The 18,616-nt window shown below is 73.4% G+C and carries 20 protein-coding genes and 1 tRNA gene; 13 read left to right on the top strand and 8 right to left on the bottom strand.

Going from position 1 to position 18,616, the window contains the following annotated elements; translation table 11 throughout:
* Positions 1–3 precede the first annotated feature (3 nt).
* Together ACFYST_RS07315 and ACFYST_RS07310 are read right to left on the bottom strand one after the other, a co-directional pair.
* Positions 4–525: a DinB family protein gene (locus ACFYST_RS07315; protein ID WP_387860638.1), complete on the bottom strand. Its 522-nt coding sequence runs from the start codon at positions 523–525 to the stop codon at positions 4–6.
* A 4-nt stretch (positions 526–529) separates the two neighbouring features.
* Complete coding sequence (locus ACFYST_RS07310) at positions 530–1,330, bottom strand: VOC family protein (RefSeq protein ID WP_387639404.1); 801 nt, start codon at positions 1,328–1,330, stop codon at positions 530–532.
* A gap of 161 nt (positions 1,331–1,491) precedes the next feature.
* Here ACFYST_RS07310 and ACFYST_RS07305 point away from each other — a divergent pair, with 161 nt between their 5' ends.
* Both ACFYST_RS07305 and ACFYST_RS07300 read left to right on the top strand, forming a co-directional pair.
* Positions 1,492–1,794, top strand: a complete 303-nt coding sequence (locus ACFYST_RS07305; RefSeq protein WP_387860635.1) for a TolB family protein — start codon at positions 1,492–1,494, stop codon at positions 1,792–1,794.
* A 194-nt stretch (positions 1,795–1,988) separates the two neighbouring features.
* On the top strand, positions 1,989–2,996 hold the full coding sequence (locus tag ACFYST_RS07300; RefSeq protein WP_387860633.1) for a hypothetical protein: 1,008 nt from the start codon (positions 1,989–1,991) through the stop codon (positions 2,994–2,996).
* Here the strand turns inward: ACFYST_RS07300 and ACFYST_RS07295 are convergent.
* Positions 2,984–3,583: a hypothetical protein gene (locus ACFYST_RS07295; RefSeq protein WP_387860631.1), complete on the bottom strand. Its 600-nt coding sequence runs from the start codon at positions 3,581–3,583 to the stop codon at positions 2,984–2,986. The two genes, ACFYST_RS07300 and ACFYST_RS07295, sit on opposite strands and share 13 nt — an antisense overlap.
* 26 nt (positions 3,584–3,609) lie before the next feature.
* Positions 3,610–4,119 carry a SixA phosphatase family protein gene (locus tag ACFYST_RS07290; RefSeq protein ID WP_387639413.1) on the bottom strand — a complete coding sequence of 170 codons (510 nt, stop codon included), beginning with the start codon at positions 4,117–4,119 and terminating at the stop codon, positions 3,610–3,612.
* Positions 4,120–4,215: 96 nt separating this feature from the next.
* On the opposite strand from ACFYST_RS07290, the gene ACFYST_RS07285 reads away from it, so the two are divergent.
* On the top strand, positions 4,216–4,800 hold the full coding sequence (locus ACFYST_RS07285; protein WP_387860629.1) for an HhH-GPD-type base excision DNA repair protein: 585 nt from the start codon (positions 4,216–4,218) through the stop codon (positions 4,798–4,800).
* Positions 4,801–4,866: 66 nt separating this feature from the next.
* Positions 4,867–5,364 (top strand): FBP domain-containing protein, encoded by a 498-nt coding sequence (locus tag ACFYST_RS07280; protein ID WP_387639418.1) that lies wholly within the window; start codon positions 4,867–4,869, stop codon positions 5,362–5,364.
* 9 nt (positions 5,365–5,373) lie between these two features.
* Here ACFYST_RS07280 and ACFYST_RS07275 read toward each other — a convergent pair whose 3' ends face one another.
* Both ACFYST_RS07275 and ACFYST_RS07270 read right to left on the bottom strand, forming a co-directional pair.
* Complete coding sequence (locus tag ACFYST_RS07275) at positions 5,374–5,892, bottom strand: YbhB/YbcL family Raf kinase inhibitor-like protein (RefSeq protein ID WP_387639420.1); 519 nt, start codon at positions 5,890–5,892, stop codon at positions 5,374–5,376.
* Positions 5,893–5,941: 49 nt separating this feature from the next.
* Entirely contained in the window at positions 5,942–6,778 is an 837-nt protein-coding gene (locus ACFYST_RS07270) for an alpha/beta hydrolase (RefSeq protein ID WP_387639423.1), read from the bottom strand.
* 94 nt (positions 6,779–6,872) lie between these two features.
* On the opposite strand from ACFYST_RS07270, the gene ACFYST_RS07265 reads away from it, so the two are divergent.
* From ACFYST_RS07265 to ACFYST_RS07255, 3 genes are all read left to right on the top strand, one after another.
* Positions 6,873–8,036 carry a hypothetical protein gene (locus tag ACFYST_RS07265; RefSeq protein WP_387639425.1) on the top strand — a complete coding sequence of 388 codons (1,164 nt, stop codon included), beginning with the start codon at positions 6,873–6,875 and terminating at the stop codon, positions 8,034–8,036.
* Positions 8,037–8,104: 68 nt separating this feature from the next.
* On the top strand, positions 8,105–8,401 hold the full coding sequence (locus ACFYST_RS07260) for a type II toxin-antitoxin system VapB family antitoxin (RefSeq protein ID WP_014136828.1): 297 nt from the start codon (positions 8,105–8,107) through the stop codon (positions 8,399–8,401).
* Between the two features lie 205 nt (positions 8,402–8,606).
* The gene (locus tag ACFYST_RS07255; protein ID WP_387860627.1) at positions 8,607–9,287 is read left to right on the top strand and encodes a LytR C-terminal domain-containing protein; all 681 of its coding nucleotides are present in this window, start codon (positions 8,607–8,609) and stop codon (positions 9,285–9,287) included.
* 92 nt (positions 9,288–9,379) lie between these two features.
* Here ACFYST_RS07255 and upp read toward each other — a convergent pair whose 3' ends face one another.
* Positions 9,380–10,015 (bottom strand): uracil phosphoribosyltransferase, encoded by a 636-nt coding sequence (upp, locus tag ACFYST_RS07250; RefSeq protein WP_387639430.1) that lies wholly within the window; start codon positions 10,013–10,015, stop codon positions 9,380–9,382.
* 149 nt (positions 10,016–10,164) lie between these two features.
* Here upp and ACFYST_RS07245 point away from each other — a divergent pair, with 149 nt between their 5' ends.
* The 4 genes from ACFYST_RS07245 to ACFYST_RS07230 all read left to right on the top strand — a co-directional run bounded on the left by ACFYST_RS07245 (position 10,165) and on the right by ACFYST_RS07230 (position 12,025).
* Positions 10,165–10,440, top strand: coding sequence for a hypothetical protein (locus ACFYST_RS07245; protein WP_387860625.1), 276 nt, complete (start codon positions 10,165–10,167; stop codon positions 10,438–10,440).
* Between the two features lie 296 nt (positions 10,441–10,736).
* Positions 10,737–11,303: a hypothetical protein gene (locus ACFYST_RS07240; protein ID WP_387860622.1), complete on the top strand. Its 567-nt coding sequence runs from the start codon at positions 10,737–10,739 to the stop codon at positions 11,301–11,303.
* 29 nt (positions 11,304–11,332) lie between these two features.
* A complete protein-coding gene (gene tadA / locus ACFYST_RS07235) occupies positions 11,333–11,872 on the top strand; it encodes a tRNA adenosine(34) deaminase TadA (RefSeq protein WP_387639438.1) in 540 nt (179 codons plus the stop codon).
* A gap of 66 nt (positions 11,873–11,938) precedes the next feature.
* Positions 11,939–12,025 (top strand) — tRNA-Ser (locus ACFYST_RS07230).
* Positions 12,026–12,095: 70 nt separating this feature from the next.
* Here ACFYST_RS07230 and ACFYST_RS07225 read toward each other — a convergent pair.
* Positions 12,096–14,126 (bottom strand): hypothetical protein, encoded by a 2,031-nt coding sequence (locus tag ACFYST_RS07225; RefSeq protein ID WP_387860620.1) that lies wholly within the window; start codon positions 14,124–14,126, stop codon positions 12,096–12,098.
* A gap of 265 nt (positions 14,127–14,391) precedes the next feature.
* On the opposite strand from ACFYST_RS07225, the gene ACFYST_RS07220 reads away from it, so the two are divergent.
* A complete protein-coding gene (locus ACFYST_RS07220) occupies positions 14,392–14,817 on the top strand; it encodes a hypothetical protein (protein WP_387860617.1) in 426 nt (141 codons plus the stop codon).
* Complete coding sequence (locus ACFYST_RS07215) at positions 14,814–18,524, top strand: HEAT repeat domain-containing protein (protein ID WP_387860615.1); 3,711 nt, start codon at positions 14,814–14,816, stop codon at positions 18,522–18,524. The genes ACFYST_RS07220 and ACFYST_RS07215 overlap by 4 nt, the downstream gene beginning before the upstream one ends.
* Positions 18,525–18,616 lie beyond the last annotated feature (92 nt).

Genomic DNA, 18,616 nt, shown 5'->3' with positions numbered 1-18,616 from the left:
CCGTCAGCCCATCGTTCGCTGCCCGTCCAGGGCCTCGCGGAGAATGTCGGCGTGCCCGGCGTGCTGCGCGGTCTCCGCGACGATGTGCAGCAGGACCCGGCGGACGCTCCACTCCGCACCGGGTTCGAACCAGGGCGCGGACGGCAGTGGGTGTTCGCTGTCGAGGTCGAGGGTGGCGATCAGGCCGTCGGTGTGTTCGGCGACGGCCCGGTAGCGTTCGAGCAGGACGTCCAGGGTCTCGCCGGGCAGCATCCGGAACTGGTCGGCCCAGGCTTCGGCGTCCTGCGGCGCGCCCTCGGAACGCATCGCCTCGGCGCCGCCGACGGCGAACCGCATCCAGCGTTCCTCGACCCCGGCGACGTGCTTGATCAGCCCGCCGAGGGTGAGTTCGCTGACGGTGGTGCGCTGCTGGGCCTGCTCGTCCGTCAGGCCGCGGACGGTGTAGCGCAGGAAGCCGCGGTGCTTGTCGAGCGTGCTGAGCAAGTCGGCGCGTTCGCCGGTGAGTTCGGGCCGTGGGGTGACCATCGGTTCAGGACACCTCCACCGTGGCCGGCATCTCGCCCTCGGCGGCGGCCGGGTCGATCAGCGAGAACGCCGCGCCCTGCGGGTCCACGAAGGACGCGAACCGCCCGAACGGGGTGCTCATCGGCCCGAACACCTTCTGCCCGCCGGCCTTGGCGACCCGCTCGACCGCCGCGTCGCAGCCGTCCACCACGAAGTACACGCTGATGAACGACGGTACCTGCGCGGGCACTTCGGGCGTCATGCCCATCGAGCCGAGCACCGGCACGTCGCCGAGGCTGAAGACCCGGTAGTCGACCTGCTCGTCGGCGAGCTTCCGGACGCCGTAGGAGAACACCTTCGGGAAGAAGGCGTTGGCGGCGGCCGGATCCCGGGTGAACACCTCCGCCCAGCCGTAGCTGCCTGGCACGTCGCGCAGTTCGAAGCCGGCGTGCTCACCGGCCTGCCAGATGCCGAACACCACGCCGGCCGGGTCCTTCGCGAGCGCCATCGAGCCGAAGGTGCCGACCTTCATCGGCTCCAGCAGCAGGGAGCCGCCGGCCGCCCGGATCCGCTCCGCGGTGGCCCCGACGTCCGGCGAGGCCAGGTAGAGCACCCAGGCGGACTGTCCGGGGCCCTGCCCGGGCATCGGCGGGACGATCGCGGCGACCGCCTTGCCGTCCCGGTACGCCTGCGTGTAGTTGCCGTACTCGGTGGAGGATTCGCCGAACGTCCAGCCCAGCACGTCACCGTAGAACTTCTTGGCGCCCTCCAGGTCGGTGAACATCGCGTCCGCCCAGACCGGGGTGCCTTCGGGTTGCGCAGCCATGGTGCATCTCGCTCCGCTGTCGGGAATCGGGGATCCGCGGCGCGCCGAAGAGCCGGCCCGCGGACAGAAGCACATGCACTGCCACGCTAACCAGCTACCCGCCCCGCCACCACACGACGGCCCTTCACCACCCGCGAACCGCGAACGACCGTTGCACGGCAGTGACGATGCCCGCACGGATCGAGGTCATCCGGCTGCCAATCTTTGGTCATCACCCGAACGGCGACCTGGTGTTCGTCCGCTCGAGCGGCGGGCACGACCACATCTTCGAGCGGAGCAACGACACCCGCCAGGAGCGCGATCTCACCCCGGACGCCCCCGTCAGCTTCACCGAGCCGGTCGTCTCGCACGACGGCACCACCGTCGCCTCCCGTGGCACGGACGGCGTCCACACGCTGCCCACCAGGGGCGGGACGCCGCAGAAGGTCACCGACCGGGCGGGCCTGCCGACGTTCCGCGGCTGATGCCCCACCTGTCCCGATTCGCCTATTCGGTTTCCACAAACCAAAATTGACGCACTGATAGCCCGAACGGCCCCGGCTTCCGGACTGTTGTCGCTTACTGACAGGATGTGTACGAGGCACATGCCTGTTGGCGGCGGCCCGGTCTTCGGCCGGGCCGCCGCCATACGTAGATCCGTTCCGTGGGGGAGTTTTTGATGAGCGAACGCACCCGTCTGCGCCGGTCTGCCGCCGCCCTGCTGGTGGCCGCGGTCACCACCGGGTCGGCCCTGCTGCTGACCGCCTGCGACCCGGAGGGCGGCGACACCGGGGGGACCGCCGCTCCCAGCAGCACTGCCAACAGCCCGTCCTCCGACGCCCCTGGCGGCTCGACGGCCGGTTCGTCCGCGCCCGCCGCCGCGGGCGGCAAGCTGAACAAGACCGCCGGCACCAAGGTGACCGTCAGCACCGGCACCAACACCGTGCTGATGGACGGCAAGGCCGTCGACTTCGGCACCGTGGTCCGCGACCTGGCCTGGTCCCCGGACGGCAAGCACGCCGCGTTCATCGACGGCAGCGGCAACCTGGAGACCTCCGACCCGGACGGCAGCCACAAGACCGTCATCGCCAAGGCCCCGTCCGGCGAGACCTGGTCCCACCCGACCTGGCAGGTGTACGGCCCGGACGAGCCGCACGGCGCCGGCACCTTCCTGCTGTTCACCGCGGACGACAAGAAGGCGCTGAAGCTGCTGTCCGTCGAGGCGAAGGCCAACGCCAAGCCGGCACCGCTGTCGGTCGGCGACTCCGAGGCCGAGAAGCCGCTGCCGGAGGCCGGGAACCAGTGGCCGAACTCGGCCGGCAAGTTCGGCATGACGGTGTACGCCAACAAGACCGACGGCCAGGTCTACTTCCACGACGTGGTCTCCCGCACCAACGGCGGTGTGGTCACCAAGGGTTCGCAGCCCGCGCTCGCCGACGACGGCGAGGTGGTGTTCGTCCGCTCGGTGAACGGCCACGCGCACATCTTCGCCAAGGCGCAGGAGCAGGGCTCCAAGGAGATCGACCTGACGCCGGACGCCACGGTGGACTACACCGAGCCGGCGGTCTCGCACGACGGCAAGTCCGTCGCGTTCCGCGGCCCGGACGGCATCTACACCATGCCGGCCAAGGGCGGAAAGCCGGACAAGATCACCGACACGGTCGGCCTGCCCGCCTACCGTTCCTGAGTCATCCGGGCCAACTCGGCCTGGAGATTCGGGAGTTGCTGCTCGGCCAGGTCGTGCGGCAGGCACTCCACCGGGTCGATGAAGCGGAACAGCACCCGGGTCGGAGTGATCGCGAACTCGTAGTCCTCGAAGCCCACCACGGCACCCAGCTCGCCCCGGGCGGCCCCGCGCACCACGTGCGCGGTCAGGTCGTCCGGGGCCATTTCCTGATCGGCGGTCACCTGGCGGCGGGCGTTCGGGCGGCCCAGGTACGGGCAGACCATCGACGCGTACAGCATGCACGCCCGGTGGCCGGGGGCCTCCATGGTGGGCGCCATGTTCCGGTACGGCCGGCCCGCCGCCAGCGCCTCACCGATCGCGGCCGCCTCCTCCCCGCCGACCACCCGCCACACCGGGCCGCGCGGCATCAGCGTGTTGCACACCGAGCACAGCCTCTCGCGGGCACAGGTGGCGGACCGCTCGTAGTCGGTCAGCCCGAACTGCGGGTGACCGTCCTCCCACGGCGTGATCGCGGGCACCGGGTAGCCGCGCTCGTCACGCGGGCGGGCGGCCACGGCGGGCGGCTTGGGCACGGAGTCGAAACGCATACCCCATGCCTATCACGCCCTACAGCTCACCCACGCGGTACCGCAAAGTCGGTCAACTCAGCACTTCCCGGGACGAGTTGACCCCACTCCCCGGGCACCTCCAGGACGGCGATCCCCGCCGTGGAGAACTTCTCCCGCAGCCGCTCCAGCGGCTCGCTCTCCCGCTCCCCGGCCAGCGCCAGCACCAGCTCCTGCACCTGCGGCCGGTGCCCGACCAGCATCGCGGTGCGCACCATCGGCGGCAACTCCCGCACCAGGCCGATCAGTTCGTCCACCTCACCGCGGTAGGCCCGGGGCTCCAGGACGAGTTCGGGCGTGCCGCCGAGGGCCGGCTCCGCCAACTCCCAGGTCTGCCGGGTGCGCACCGCCGTCGAGCACAGCACCCGGTCCGGCACCAGCGCGTGCGCGGCCAGCCAGCGTCCGGCCGCCGCCGCGTCGGCCCGGCCGCGCTCGGCCAGCGGGCGCAGCTCGTCCGGAACGTCCGGCCAGTCCGCCTTGGCGTGCCGCAGCACGATCAACCGCCGCTGTTGGGTCATCCACCCAGTGTGGCCCGCCCCGCCGGTGGTGTGTTGCGGGACGCGCCGCCGAACGGCGGCTGCCAGGATGGGAATCCCGACCCCCTGGAGCCCGCCATGGCGCCCGCCGTCCACCTCGCCCAGCAGGACGACGCCGACGAACTGCTCGGCCGCAGCCCGCTGGCCGCCCTCACCGGCATGCTGCTGGACCAGCAGGTCCCGATGGAGAAGGCGTTCAGCGGCCCGCTGGTGATCGCGCAGCGGATGGGCGCGGACGACCTGGACGCGCACGCCATTGCCGCCGCCGCCCCAGAGGCGTTCGCCGCGCTGTTCGCCGAGAAGCCCGCCGTGCACCGCTACCCCGGCTCGATGGCCAAGCGGGTCCAGCAGCTCTGCGCCCACCTGGTCGAGCACTACGACGGCGACGCCGAGGCGGTCTGGCGCGACGCCCCCACCGGCAAGGATCTGCTGACCCGGCTGAAGGCACTGCCCGGCTTCGGTACCCAGAAGGCGCAGATCTTCCTGGCCCTGCTCGGCAAGCAGTACGGCGTCCGCCCGACCGGCTGGCGCGAGGCGGCCGGCGCGTACGGCGAGGAGGGCTGCCACCGCTCGGTCGCCGACATCACCGGCCCGGAGTCGCTGCTGAAGGTCCGCGCCACCAAGCAGGAGGCCAAGCGCGCCGCGAAGGCGGCCAAGGGCTGAACGGCACCCCCGCACCGCCGGAAAACCGGACGACACGCCCGGGGCCTCTCGGTTAGCGTCCGGTCCATGCGTGCCCTGACCGAGCCCGAGATCCGCGCCTCCTTCGTCAACTGCTCGAAGGGCGAGGCCAAGCGGCTGCCCGTTCCGCGCGAGCTGGCCGAACAGCGCTGGGACGACCTGGACTTCCTCGGCTGGCGGGATCTCGGCGCCCCCGACCGGGCGTACCTGGTCGCCGAACTCGACGGAGACCTGGTCGGCGCGACGCTCCGCTCCCCGAACGTCCGGCGCAGCCTGACCAGGACGAACGTCTGCTCGCTGTGCATCACCGCCCACCAGGGCAGCGGCGTCTCGCTGCTCACCGCCCCCCGGGCGGGCGTCCGCGGCCGCGAGGGCAACTCGGTCGGCACCTACATCTGCGCCGACCTGGCCTGCTCGCTGTACGTGCGCGGCATCCGCCGCCCGGCGACGGTCAGCCGCCCGAACGAGTCCCTCCCGCTGGAGGACCAGATCGCCCGGACGGTCACCAACCTCGACGCCTTCCTCCGCCAGATCCTGGCGGCCTGACGCCCCGCCCTACGCGGACTTGTACTCCACGGTGAGCAGCGCGCGGCCCAGCGCGTGCGCGGTCAGCGCGAAGCCGACCTGCGCGGCGGGGGTGTCGCGCTCCACGCCGAGGCTCGCCACGTCCAGGGCGTGCACCACGAACACGTAGCGGTGGGCCGGCCCGGGCGGCGGGGCCGCGCCGTCGTAGCGGTGGCCGGGGAAGTCGGTGCGGACGTGGAACGCCCCGCCGGGCAGGTCGCTGTCCTGCGCCCCGGCGCCGCGCGGCAGTTCGGTGGTGTCGGCCGGCAGATCGACGGCCAGCCAGTGCCACCAGCCGGCCCCGGTCGGCGCGTCCGGGTCGTAGCAGGTCACCGCGAACGACCGGGTGCCCGCCGGGAAGCCCGACCAGGACAGCTGCGGCGACTGGTTCCCGGCCGCGTACACGTGCGCGTCCGGCATGGTCGTCCCGTCCACCAGGTCGGAGCTGCGCAGCTCGAACCTCGGCACCGGCGGCAGGAAGTCGTACGGAAGCGGGATGCGGCCGGTCATCGGTGTCCTCTCGCGGCGGTTCGGGGGTACGCGGGCAGTCTACGGAGCGTCAGGCGGGACCAAGTGCCTCGACGGCCGAGCCGAGTACCGTGTCGGTCCGGCCGAGGTCGAAGACCAGGTCGAAGTGGTTGCGTCCGCCGACCAGCAGTTCCCGTACCGGCACTCCGGCGGCCCGCGCGGCGTGCGCGAACTCGTTCTGCTGGCGGGCGAATTCGCCGGTCTCGTACTCGCCGAGCGCCACCACCAGCGGCGGCAGCGCCGCCAGGTCGGCGAACAGCGGGCTGAGCCGGCGGGCCCGTTCGGCGTCCAGCCCGAGCGGCTCGTTGATGTAGCTGAGGGCGATCGGTTCCAGGTCGTAGACGCCGCTGAGCAGCGCCGCCCCGGCGATCCGCCCGCGCAGCCGCCCGTCGAGCAGTGCGGTGGCCGCCAGGTGCGCGCCGGCCGAGCTGCCGCTGAGCACGATCCGCTCGGGGTCGACGTCCAGTTCGGCGGCGTGCTCGACCAGCCACACCACCGCCTCGGTGACCTGCGCCGCGATCTGCTCCACCGTCCAGGTGGGCGCCAGCCCGTAGCCGACGGCGGCGTACGCGGTGCCCCGGGCGACGAAGTCCAGCGCGGGGAAGACCGAGTCCTCCTTGCCGAGCTCCTGCCAGTAGCCGCCGTGCACGAAGACGTGCAGCGGCGCGCCCGGCACCGCCGGGAAGAAGTCGATCAGTTCCGGCCCGTCCGCCCCGTACCGCAGCTCCCGGTGCCCGGGCAGCTCCCGCAGGGCCCGCCCGCTCTCCCGGGTGTACGCGGCGAGCTCCGCGTCGAAGTCCGCCACCCGGCTGCTGGGCGAGTACTCCCGATCGAGTTCCCGCTGGTCGAATCCCCGGTAGACCGCCACCTTGCCGCTCCCCTCATCCAGCCAGGTATAGACCAATACGGGAGGCCGCGGTTAGCGTGGTCACTCCCTGTACTTCCTTCTCCGGAGTTGCCCTGTGGAGACGTCCGTCCTCGCCTTCGCCACCGACCTGCTCGACGAAGGGGCCGACACCTTCTTCGGCAACCTTACCGACCGGGCCGGCGTCGGCGGAGTCACTCTCGCCTCCGTCTACCACGAGGCCCGCGACGTCTTCCCGCACAACCCGCGCCGGGTGCTGCGCTACCTCGAACCCGGCGCCGCCTACTTCCGCCCCGACCCCGCCCGCTGGGCCGGCCGCCGCCTCGCCCCGTTGCCCTCCACCGCCATCGGCACCCGCGACCCGTTCGCCGAGGCCGCCGAGGAGAGCCGCCGACGCGGCCTCAAACTGCACGCCTGGACGGTGTTCTGCCACAACGACCGGCTCGGCTTCGCCCATCCCGACTGTGCCCCCGCCAACGCCTTCGGCGACCGCCACCTCACCGAGCTCTGCCCCGCCAACCCCGAGGTCCGCGAGTACTGCCACACCCTGGTCGAGGAACTCGCCCGCTACGGCGTGGACGCGATCCGCGCCGAGTCCCTGCACTTCCACGGCCTGGCCCACGGCTACCACCACGAGCGCTACTTCGAGCAGCTCGGCCCCGTCACCGAGGCCCTGCTGTCGATCTGCTTCTGCCGGCACTGCCTGGCCGCCGCCACCGCCGCGGGCGTCCCCGCCGAACACGTCCGCGACACCGTCCGCACCGAACTGCGCGCCCGCCTCGCCGACGAGGACCGCGCCCTCACCCCCGTCCCGCTCGACGAACTGGCCGGTGGCGCCCTCGCCGCCTACGTCGACGCCAGCGCGAGCACCGTCACCGGCCTGGCCGCCGAACTCGCCGCCACCGCCGCCGCCCACGGCATGCGGCTGACCTTCATGGACGGCGGCGGCCCCGGCACCGGCTGGCTTTCCGGCATCGACCTCCCCGCTCTGGCCGGCGCCGCCCACCAGATCGAGACACTCGGCTACGCGAAGACCCCCGAGGCCGTCCGCGAGAAGGTCGCCGCCTTCGCCCTGCACGGCGTCCGCCCCCAGGACATGGCCGTCATCCTCCGCCCGATGTCCTCCGACTGCGACGGCCCCGCCAACCTCGCCGCCAAGATCAGCACGCTCCGCGAGCTCGGCGTCCCCGAGGTCGAGTTCTACAACTACGGGCTGATGAGGCTCTCTTCGCTCGACCGGATCGGCGCCGCACTGCGCTGAGGCGGAAAGTCGGTCACCGTTGGTCCCGCTTGCTGCGCCCGCCATGTCCCAAACGGTAGGCTTTCCGTGTGATCTTCAAGCGCATCGGTAACGGGCGGCCGTACCCGGATCACGGCCGGACCAGCACCCGCCAGTGGGCGGACGTCGCGCCGCGTCCGGTGCGGCTCGACCAGTTGGTGACCACCAAGGGCCAGTTGGACCTGGAGACCCTCCTCGCGGAGGACTCCACCTTCTACGGGGACCTCTTCGCCCACGTGGTGAAGTGGCGCGGTGACCTCTACCTGGAGGACGGGCTGCACCGAGCCGTGCGGGCCGCCCTGCAGCAGCGGCAGGTTCTGCACGCCCGGGTACTGGAAATGGACTGACGCACCGCCACCCGCCATCAGCTGCAACCGATGGTCGGTGTCGGTACGTCCTTTCGAGTGCCGTCGTCCCCCGGATGATGATCATCCAGTACCTGTGTCGCTGTAGTCGGATTAATCTGCTGACTACCACGGCTCACGCGGCCACTTCCCACGGCCGCACCGCGGTCACCGGCACCCCACCCTGGCACCTACGGGGAGACAGACCATGAGCATGTTGACTCCCCGGGGCTTGAAGGGGAAGCAGTACCGGATCACCGGCAACAGTTACCCCCGCCTCGGACGTCCCCCGCGTCGCGGCCGCAAGGTCGTCGCCGCCGTCGGCGGAATCCTCGCCCTCGGCCTGGTCTCGGTCGGCGGCGTCCAGCTCTACGACGTGTTCACCGGCAAGAACAAGAACAGCGCCGCGCAGGCCTGCGCCTCGGCGAACCCGTCCGGCAAGCCGCTGGCCGCCCCGGAGGGCTCTCCCTCCGCCGGCGCCGCCGACTCGCCGGGGACGGCCCCCAGCAGCACGGCCGTGCCGCAGCCCGCGAGCGTCACGGTGAACGTCTACAACGCCACCGGCAAGTCCGGTCTGGCGGCCAAGACCGCCGACGAGCTGAAGAAGCGCGGCTTCCAGGTGGGCAAGGTCGGCAACGCGCCGACCGCCCTGGACAAGAAGGTCCCCGGCACCGCGCAGGTGCTGAGCGGCCCCGGCGGACTGGGCGCGGCCACCCTGCTGGTCTCCCAGGTCGCCTCCGCCACCAGCACCGAGGACGGCCGCACCGACAACACCGTGGACCTGGTCATCGGCGACACCTTCAGCGCGCTGGCCGACCCGACCCAGGCCGCGGCCGCGCTGGCCGAGCTCATCAAGCCGTCGCCCAGCCCGGAGCCCCGCAACTGCTGACCGGCCGAACAGCCGTACACGACGAGATCCGGCCGGAAACGGAAGCCCGTTCCCGGCCGGATCTCTTGCGTTCGAAGGACGCCTCGCAGGCCTCAGCCGGCGGTGCCGTACAGGCGGTCGCCCGCGTCGCCGAGACCCGGCACGATGTAGCCGTTCTCGTTCAGGCGCTCGTCCACGGCCGCGGTCACCACGGTGACGGGCTGGCCGGCCAGCTCGCGCTCCATCACCTCGATGCCCTCGGGCGAGACCAGCAGCACCACGGCGGTCACGTCGGTGGCGCCCCGGTCGAGCAGCATCCGGATCGCCGCGACCAGGGTGCCGCCGGTGGCGAGCATCGGGTCGAGGACGTAGACCTGCCGGCCGGAGAGGTCGTCCGGCATCCGGGTCGCGTAGGTGGAGGCCTCCAGGGTCTCCTCGTTGCGGACCATGCCGAGGAAACCGACCTCGGCGGTGGGCAGCAGCCGGGTCATGCCGTCGAGCATGCCGAGGCCGGCCCGCAGGATCGGGACCACCAGCGGGCGCGGGTAGGACAGCCGGGTGCCCTGGGTGACGGCGACCGGGGTGGTGATCTCGACCGTGTCGGTGCGGACGTCCCGGGTCGCCTCGTACGCGAGCAGGGTCACCAACTCGTCGGTGAGCCGCCGGAAGGTCGGCGAGTCCGTGCGCTCGTCGCGCAGGGTGGACAGCTTGTGGGCGACCAGCGGGTGGTCGACGGCGTGGAGGCGCATGACAACGACGATAACGGCCGTCGGCACATCTGTACGACTTCGCAGGGTCGGCGGCGACCCGCCGTGACCTGCCTGGAGTCCCGCTGGAAACACCGATTCCCGGCCGCCGCTGTGGTATCGGCGGGTGACATCTGGGAAAGTCGGAACCTATGAAGAGCAACCCGACGCGGGCATCGACCGCCGGCGCGGGCGGGTCCGGCTCGACAGACGAGTCCCGTCCGGAGTCACTGGCCGTCGAGGAGACAGCCGGCCAGGAGACCGACGCCGAAACCACTACGGACGCCGACGCGGACCGGCGCAGGCGCCGGGCCGTGTTCCTCCGCGAACTGGCCGAGGCCCGCGAACTGCGCGCCCGGGTCCAGCCAAGACGCACCAAGGAACGCCGGATGCGCGAGGCCATGCGGATGCGAACCTTCCGGATCTGAGCCGTCCGGGGACGCGCCCGCACCACCGTCGCGCCCCGCAAGCCCCCGTCCGCCCCCGCCCGTGGGGCGTTCGAGGGGCGTTCGAGGGGCATGATCCACGCCCGGAGCGGCCGGAAGCAGGCCATTCCGACACGACCTGCGAAGACGCGCTGCCGAACACCCCCCGCAGCGGCGGCCTTTCTGTCACGATGCGGTGGGACGGTCCGAACAGCGGACCGCTCTTCTGGCGCGGGGGCGGCCGGACCGCACCCGCCCGAGATCGCCGACAGCCGAGACCAATCTTGGGAGTGTCCCTGGTGGCGTACTTCGCTGCAGTGCTTGCTCGCACCGGTGCCGGGTGGGATGTGAGCGAGACCGAACTCGACGACGTAGAGACCCTGGCCGACCTGACCGACCTGGCCCGCGAAACGGCCGAGGACGACGACACGGTGCTGGTCTTCATCGAGCAGGAGGACGCCTGGTTCGCCGTCCTGCGCATCGACGGTGAGGACGACCCGCGGATCTTCGTCTCGGACGCGGCCGCCGCGGCGCGCAGTTCGTACGGCTCGGTGCTCACCGACGAGCTGATCGAACAGGACGGGGATGCCGACTTCGACGACCTGGACGGCCTGGTGGCCGAACTCGACGACGAGAACGCCGCGAGCGACGAGGACGACGAGACCGACGAGGACGACGACGAGCCGGCCGACGGCCGGGGCGCGACCCCGGTCGGGCCGATCGGCGACTCCGAACTGCTGAGCGAGTTCGGCCTCGGCCAGGCCGCGCTGCTGGAGCTGGCGGGCGAAGGCGCGGCGCCGGGCGACGCGCTCGGCGAGATCGCCGAGGCGCTCGGCTGCGGCGAGGTCCTGGAGGCCGTTCGTTAGCGGCGGGCCCGGTGGCCGACACTGGGTCCATGCAGCACGCCCCCGCCCCTTCCAGCACCCTGGGCGACCGGCCGCGGATCGCTCCGCTGCCCGCCCCCGAACGCCCCGACCCGGTCCGCGACCGGTGGCGGGACCAGATGCGCCTCGCCATCGCCGAGGCCGCACTGGCCACCGCGACCGGCGACGTCCCGGTCGGGGCGTTCGTGCTCGGCCCGGACGGTTCGGTGCTGGGCCGCGGCCACAACGTCCGCGAGGCGGTCGGCGACCCGACCGGGCACGCCGAGGTGGTGGCGATCCGTCAGGCCGCGAACGCCGTCGGCGAATGGCGCCTGAGCGGCTGCACCCTGGTCGTCACCCTGGAACCGTGCACCATGTGCGCGGGCGCGATCGTGCTGTCCCGCCTCGACCGGGTGGTCTACGGCGCCCTCGACCCGAAGGCCGGCGCGGCCGGCTCACTCTTCGACGTCCTCCGCGACAACCGCCTCAACCACCGCCCCGAGGTCATCCCGGGCGTACTCGCCGACGAGTGCACCGCCCAACTGCGGGCCTTCTTCGACACCCAGCGCTGACCCCCGCCGCCACCCCCCGCGGATACGGATTTCGTCCGTTCCCACGCATCCGGTAGAGTTCCCCTCGGTAGCGTGTCCGAGCGGCCAAAGGAGCACGCCTCGAAAGCGTGTGTGGGGGCAACTCCACCGTGGGTTCGAATCCCACCGCTACCGCTCGCGAAGAGGCCCCGACCATCAGGTCGGGGCCTCTTTTGTATGTGCCTGGCGTCAGTCACCGGGCGGGTCAGCCGCGGCGGCGGGCCCAGCGGAGGGTGAACAGGCCGGCCACGCCGAGTCCGGCGGAGAGCAGCAGCGGGACCAGCGGGGAACCGCTACCGGTCTTGGGCAGCTCGCCCGGGTGGTTGGGGCGCTCGACCGGCTTCTTGGTCGGCTCCTCGGACGGGTGCTCGGTCGGGTGCTCGGTCGGCTTCTCGGAGTGCGAGGGCTTGGGCGACGGCGACGGGCTGGGGCTCGGCTCCTCGGCCCTGACCGCGATCTCCTCCTGGGCGGGCGGCGAGGTGACGGTCCGTTCGGGCGCGTTGCCGGTGGCGTGCGCGGTGTTGCGGACCACTCCGGCCTTCGCGTCGGCCTCGGTGACGGTGTACGACCCGGTGCAGGTGGTGACCGCGCCGGGCGTCTCGGCCGGGGTGAGCGTGGTGGACTCGCACGTCACGTCGGTCAGCCGGTCGTCGAGCACGGCGAGGTCGGAGACGGTCTGGTCGGTGGTGTTGGTCACGGTGTACGTGTAGGTCGCGGTCTCACCGGCCAGGTACTCCCGGCTGTCGTCGACGCGCTTCTCCAACAGCAGGCCGTAGTTGTCGGTCAGCGGCAGGGTGTGGTCGGCCTCCGGGGAGGTGACCGGTCCACTGTCCGAGTCGCCGTTGGCGACGGCCACGTTGGTGATGAAGCCGCGCCGCACGTCCTCCTCGGTGACGGTGTAGCTGCCGGTGCAGGTGACTGTCTCGTCCACGGCCAGCGTGGTGGTCGGGCAGCTGATCGCGCCGACCTGCGGGTCGGTGACGACGAGGTCGCGGATCTCGCTGCCGCCCGCGTTGGTGACCACGAACTGGTAGGGCACCACGGTGCCGGCGGTGACCGGGTCGGGCAGCGGCGTGGTGCGGTCGATCTGCTTGACCAGGTCCAGCTGGGGCAGCGGGTTGACGCTGCGGGCGACGACGTTGCGCAGCAGGTGCACGTCGGTGAAGTCACCGGTGGACGAGGCGAAGCCGAACTTGTAGGTGGAGGGCACCGGTTGGGGCGCGGGGGTGCTGAGCACCCGGACCGGGCCGGAGCCGAAGTCGACGTCCACCTCGACCTGCGGGTCGGGGGTGGGCGTGACGGTGACGGTCACGGTGCGCTTGCTGGGCAGCAGCGCGATCTCGGCCTGCTCCGGGGTGATGCCGGGCGGCAGGTCGGCGGCGGTGGTCGGGCCCTGCAGCTCGCCGGGCAGGGTGGAGGGCCACGGCGGGGTGGTGGTCTGGTTGCTGGTGGTCGCGGCGAGGTAGCAGTACCCGGTGGTGCCGTTGCCGGGCCCGCGCAGGGTGATCACGTTCGGTCCGGGCGCGGGCACCCGGAAGCCGGTGCCGGCCGGGGAGCGCTCGCCGGGCGGGCACCCGTTGCCGCGGTGCTCCCAGTCGCCGAAGTAGTTGCCGAGGACGTCGAGCCCGACGCCGAGGTAACCGTCCTCGACGCCCGGGATGAACGGGTTGGCCGGGTTGTCGTCGGGCAGCTTCTGGGCGTACCCGAGGCTGCCGCCGTACGCGCCGGGCCGGGTCAGCGGGGCGGCGCCGTCCACCAGGAAGAACGAGATGCCGTCGGCGGGCCGCGGCTCGGTGGGGTCGCCGCCGTACTGCCACTGTTCGAACGAGACCTGCATGCCCTCGTGGGCGGGCAGCGCGCGCTCGTACAGCACGGCGGCGGTGCGGTCGTGGCCGGCGTCGGTCAGCTGCAGGTAGCCGTGCGGGGCGCCGTTCTCCGGCGGGACGGGGCCGGTCTCGACGGGCGGGCAGCCGCCCAGCGGGTGCGGGTCGCTGCCCGGCGGAGTGCTGGTGGCGGGGGCGCCGGTCAGGCAGGCGCCCGAGGTGGCGACGAACGCCGGGTCGGCGGTCGCGCCGGTGAAGGTCTCGGACACCAGCAGAGTTCCGGAGCCGGCCCGCGGCACGGTCGGCGCTGCTGCCGCCGATGGCAGGGCGGCCGGGCCGAGAGCGGCCAGGGCGCAGGCCACGCCCGCCAGGAGTCTGCGGCCGGTCCAGCTGGGCCGGAGGGTTTTCAGCACTTCTCGTTCCGCCTTCCTGCGGCGCTCCGCCGGGCCACTGCCCCGTCGCGGACGCGCGCGTCTGCTGTCGACGTTTCGCAGTCGACCTGTCCGAACGGCGAGTCGAGGTCCGGACACGCGCGCGACCGCCGGTAAGTACCCGCCCGGTCCAGCGCCCGGGGGCCTTCGGAGTGGAAACCCGGATCGTCCGGTTTTTCCAGGGGCCGTCGCGCACCGACGGCTCATTTCCGGTTGCCGGGGCCGCAGTTGAGGGGATGATGCGGGCATGGGGAGTACGCGGTGGCGCTGGATGGTGTGGGTCGGGGCCGGGATCTCGGTGGTGGGGCTGGCGTTCTTCCTGTGGGAGGAGGGGCTGGACCGGGCGAATCAGTGGGCGGGCGTACTGGGCCTGTTCGTCGGCTTGGCGGGCCTGGTCCTGTCGGTGACGGGCGGCGTGCGCGGCCGCGGCGGTGGCCAGTCCGCGGACGGCGCGGCGGTCGGCGGATCGGTCCGGATGGTGCGCGACGTGAAGGGCGACGTGGTGATCGGGGGCGGCGCCGCGCCCGGCCCCGTCCCGGACGCCTCGGCGACGCCCGTCACCGACACGACAGGTGACGGGCAGTCGGCGCGCGGGATCCGCGCGGGCGGCGACGTGAACCTGGTGGACGGGGTGGAGGGTTCGGTCCGGTTCGGCGAGCAGCAGCAGCCGTGAGCGGATTCTGGCGCCGGCTGCTCGGCGCGGAGGGCGCCGCGGCCGGCGGCGGCCAGTCCGCCGAGCACGCCACCGCGGGCGGCGACCTGACGATGATCCAGCACGCACAGAGCGTGCAGATCACGGTCGGCGCCGCACCACCGCCCCCGGGCGACCTGGACGGGGCGCGCCGCCGGCACGCGGTGCGGCTGCGCGAGCGCTACCACCGGCTGGACCTGGAGGTGCTGACCCCACTGTCCGAGCAGGACGAGCACCCTGCGGTGCACCTGCGCGAGGTGTTCGTCCCACAGCTGGTGCGGGCCGACCCGCCGCCGGTGGAACTGCCCCGCGAGCTGCTGAAACGTCTCACGGAGACCGGCGAGCTGGACCCGGGCCGGCTCCCGCCGGGCGTGGAGCGGGAGACGGTTCGCCGGGTCCGGGAGGCCTACCGGCGCCGCCCGGCCGTCCCCGTGCTGCCGCTGCTCGCCGGGCCGGACGGCCACCGGGCGGTGCTGCTGGGCGACCCCGGGTCGGGGAAGTCGACACTGGCCCGGTTCCTCGGCCTGGCACTGACCGAGCCGCTGCTGCACCCGGACACCGCCGTCCCGGAGCAGGTCGCGGCGCTGGCCGGCCGGCTGCCGCTGATCGTGGAGCTGCGCCGGTACGCGGACCCGGAGTGGCGGGAGCGGACCTTCGAGGACTTCCTGGCCCACCTGCACGGCACCGAGGGCCTGGGCCTGCCGGCCGACCTGCTGGAACGCCAGCTGACCGAGCACCCGGCGGCCACCCTGGTGGTGTTCGACGGCCTGGACGAACTGTTCGACCCGCAGGTCCGGGAGACCGCGAGCCGGCGGATCGCCGCGTTCGCCGCCCGCTATCCGCAGGTGCGGGTGCTGGTGACGTCCCGGGTGATCGGCTACCGGCGGGAGCCGCTGGACGCCGCCGGGTTCGGGCACTACATGCTGCAGGACCTGGACGCCCAGCAGATCGACGCTTTCGCGGCCCGCTGGTACGCCACCGCCTGCCCGGGCGACCCGGTGGAGGCGCAGCGGCTGCGCCGGCGGGTGACGGCGGCGGTGGCGTCCTCGGCGCCGGTGCGGGAACTCGCGGGCAACCCGCTGATCCTGACCATACTGGCGATCATCGGCCGCCGCCGGGAGCTGCCCCGGGACCGCCGCACGGTGTACGAGCACGCGGTGGCGGTGCTGGTGGAGCACTGGGACCCGAGCAAGTACCTGCAGGACCGGCGGGTGGACGGCGGGATGCCGTACCTGGCGTCCGAGGACCGGCTCGAGCTGCTGCGGCTGGTGGCGCGGCGGATGCAGGAGGGCGGCGACGGGATCGCCGGGAACCACATCCCGGGGCGGGTGCTGCTGGCGTCCTTCGAGAGCTACCTGCGGGAGCGCTACGAGCTGCCGGCCGACCGGGCGGCGCCGGTGGCGCGGGCGATGCTGCAGCAGTTCCGGGAGCGGAACTTCATCCTGAGCCGGTTCGGCGGCGAGGTGTACGGCTTCGTGCACCGGGCGTTCCTGGAGTACCTGGCGGCGTCCGACATCGCCTACCGGTTCAACCGGGAGCGGTCGCTGACGGAACACCAGCTACTGGAGGGCGTGTTCGCGGCCCGCTGGCGGGACCCGGCGTGGCGGGAGGTGCTGCTCCTGCTGGCGGGCGAGCTGGACGAGCGGTTCGTCGGCGAGGCGGTGTCGCGGCTGCTGGCGGCGGCCCCGGCCCTGCCGGGGGCCGGCGACCCGGTGCCGGAGTGGCTGGTGCTGGCGGTGCGCTGCCTGGGCGAGGTGCGCAAGCTCGGGCTGGTGACGGCACAGAGCGAGGCGGTGGTGGACGCCCTGGTGGCGCTGTTCGAGGCGTACGCCGCGGAGGGTTCGACGGTGCTCCCGGGCGACACCGTGGAGGCGCTGGACGGTCTGCGGCCGGTGCTGACCGGGCTCGGGCCGCACTGGGTGGGGCGGGAGCGGTTCCTGCGCTGGTACCTGGTGTACGGGCACCACGCGCAGCGCGAGTCGCCGCTGCCGGCGGTGGGCGCGGTGACGGCCCGGCTGGCGTGCGCGCTGCTGCTGAACGATCCCCGCGGACCGGCGGTGCTGCGGGCCTGGGCCGAGCACGGCTGGTCGCCGGCGCAACGGGCGGCGGCGTTCGCTGCGCTCGCGGAGGGCTGGGCGGGCGACCAACGGGTGGGGGCGTTCGTGCGCCGCCGGATAGAGGAGGACCCGGATCCGCTGACCCAGGAGGCGGCGGTGGCGGCGCTCGCCGACGGCTGGGCGGGCGAGGCGGCCGGCGGGGCGTTCCTGCGGGCCCGGGTGGCGTCCGCGCGGGGCGAGAACCGGCTGAACGAGATGCTGGCACTGGGCAAGGGCTGGGCCTGCGACGGCCCGGCGCAGCAACTGCTGCGGGAGCTCGCGGCGTCCGACCCGCAGCCGGAGCTGCGCGGGCTGGCGGTGTTCGCGCTGACCGTGAACGAGCGGGTGGGCGGCGCGCTGGCGGAGTTCCTGCGCGAGCGGGTGCGGAACGACCGGGATCCGGGAGTGCGCGGGCTGGCCCTGCAGGCCATCTGCCTGCAGCCGGCCGAGGATCCGCGCAACGCGTCGTTCCTGCGGCTGCTGGCCGGCGCCGACAAGGACCCGCGGGTGCGGGTGGCGGCGCTGGCCGGACTGGCCCGCGGCTGGGCGGGCGACCCGGAGGTGGCGGAGTTCCTGCGGCTGCGGGTCGCCCAGGACCCGGATCCCATGGTCCGCCGGCGCACCCTCGCCGTCCTGGCGCACCGCTGGGCCGGCGACCGGCAGGTGGCCGAGCAGCTGCGCGGCTTCGTCGCCGGGGACGGGCAGCCGGAGGTGCGGGCCTTCGCCCTGACGCTGCTCGGGCAGGGCTGGGCGGGCGACCCGGAGGTGGCGGAGTTCCTGTTCGAACGGGCCCGGGCGGCGGACGGGCACGGCCGGGCGCAGGCCACCGGCGAACTGGCGGCGCACTTCGCCGACAACCCGGAGCTGGACGCGTTCGTCCGGCACGAGGCGGTGCACTCGCCGGACCCGCTGGTGCGCGGCGCGGTGCTGACCGCGCTGGCGGACCGCCGCTCGCCGAGCGCGCAGGCCCGGGCGCTGTTCCTGGAACGGGCGGTGGCCGACCCGGACCCGCGCACCAGGGATCTGGCACTGGTCGCGGTGGTGCGCTGCTACGACGGCGAGGAGCGGGCCGGGATGCTGCTGCTGGCGCGGGCCGCGCACCTGCGGGACGCGGCGGTTCGGCTGTCGGTGCTGCGGACGCTGCTGGCGCACCGGCCGGACGATCCGGCGGTGCGGGCGATGCTGCGGGAGCGGGCGGTGGCCGACTCGTCGGCGCCGATCCGGGCGATCGCCCTGCACGCCCTGTCCCGCGACCGGGCGGCCCGACCGTCCGGTCTGCTGCGCGAGCGGGCGGTGGCGGACGCCGATCCGCTGCCCCGCCGGGTGGCGCTGCGGGCACTGACGGCCGACCCGGACGTGGCGGAGTTCCTGCGGCTGCGGGCGGTGGCGGACGGCGACGAGGAGGCCCGGATAGCGGCGCTGCGGGCGCTGGCGTTCGCCTTCCCGGGGCCGTCGACGGTGGACCTGCTGGCGGCCCGGGCGCGGGCCGAACGGCTGCCGGCGGTGGCGGTGGAGGCTGCCCGGCTGGGCGAGGCACTGCGCACGGCGGCGGCGCCGTGGACGGCGAACGGCCCCGCGCTCCCGGGCGGTTGACCACCGCGCCTCGGGAGTGCGGGGCCGCCGCTCCGCGGAGGGGGCAGCAGCTCCGGGGGAACGAGCTGCTGCCCCGGGCGGAGGTCCCACAA

It is taken from the genome of Kitasatospora sp. NPDC004614, assembly GCF_042873675.1.
Lineage (GTDB): Bacteria > Actinomycetota > Actinomycetes > Streptomycetales > Streptomycetaceae > Kitasatospora.
The sequence above is the reverse complement of the archived record's forward strand: the minus strand, read 5'-3'. Positions and strand labels throughout refer to the sequence as shown.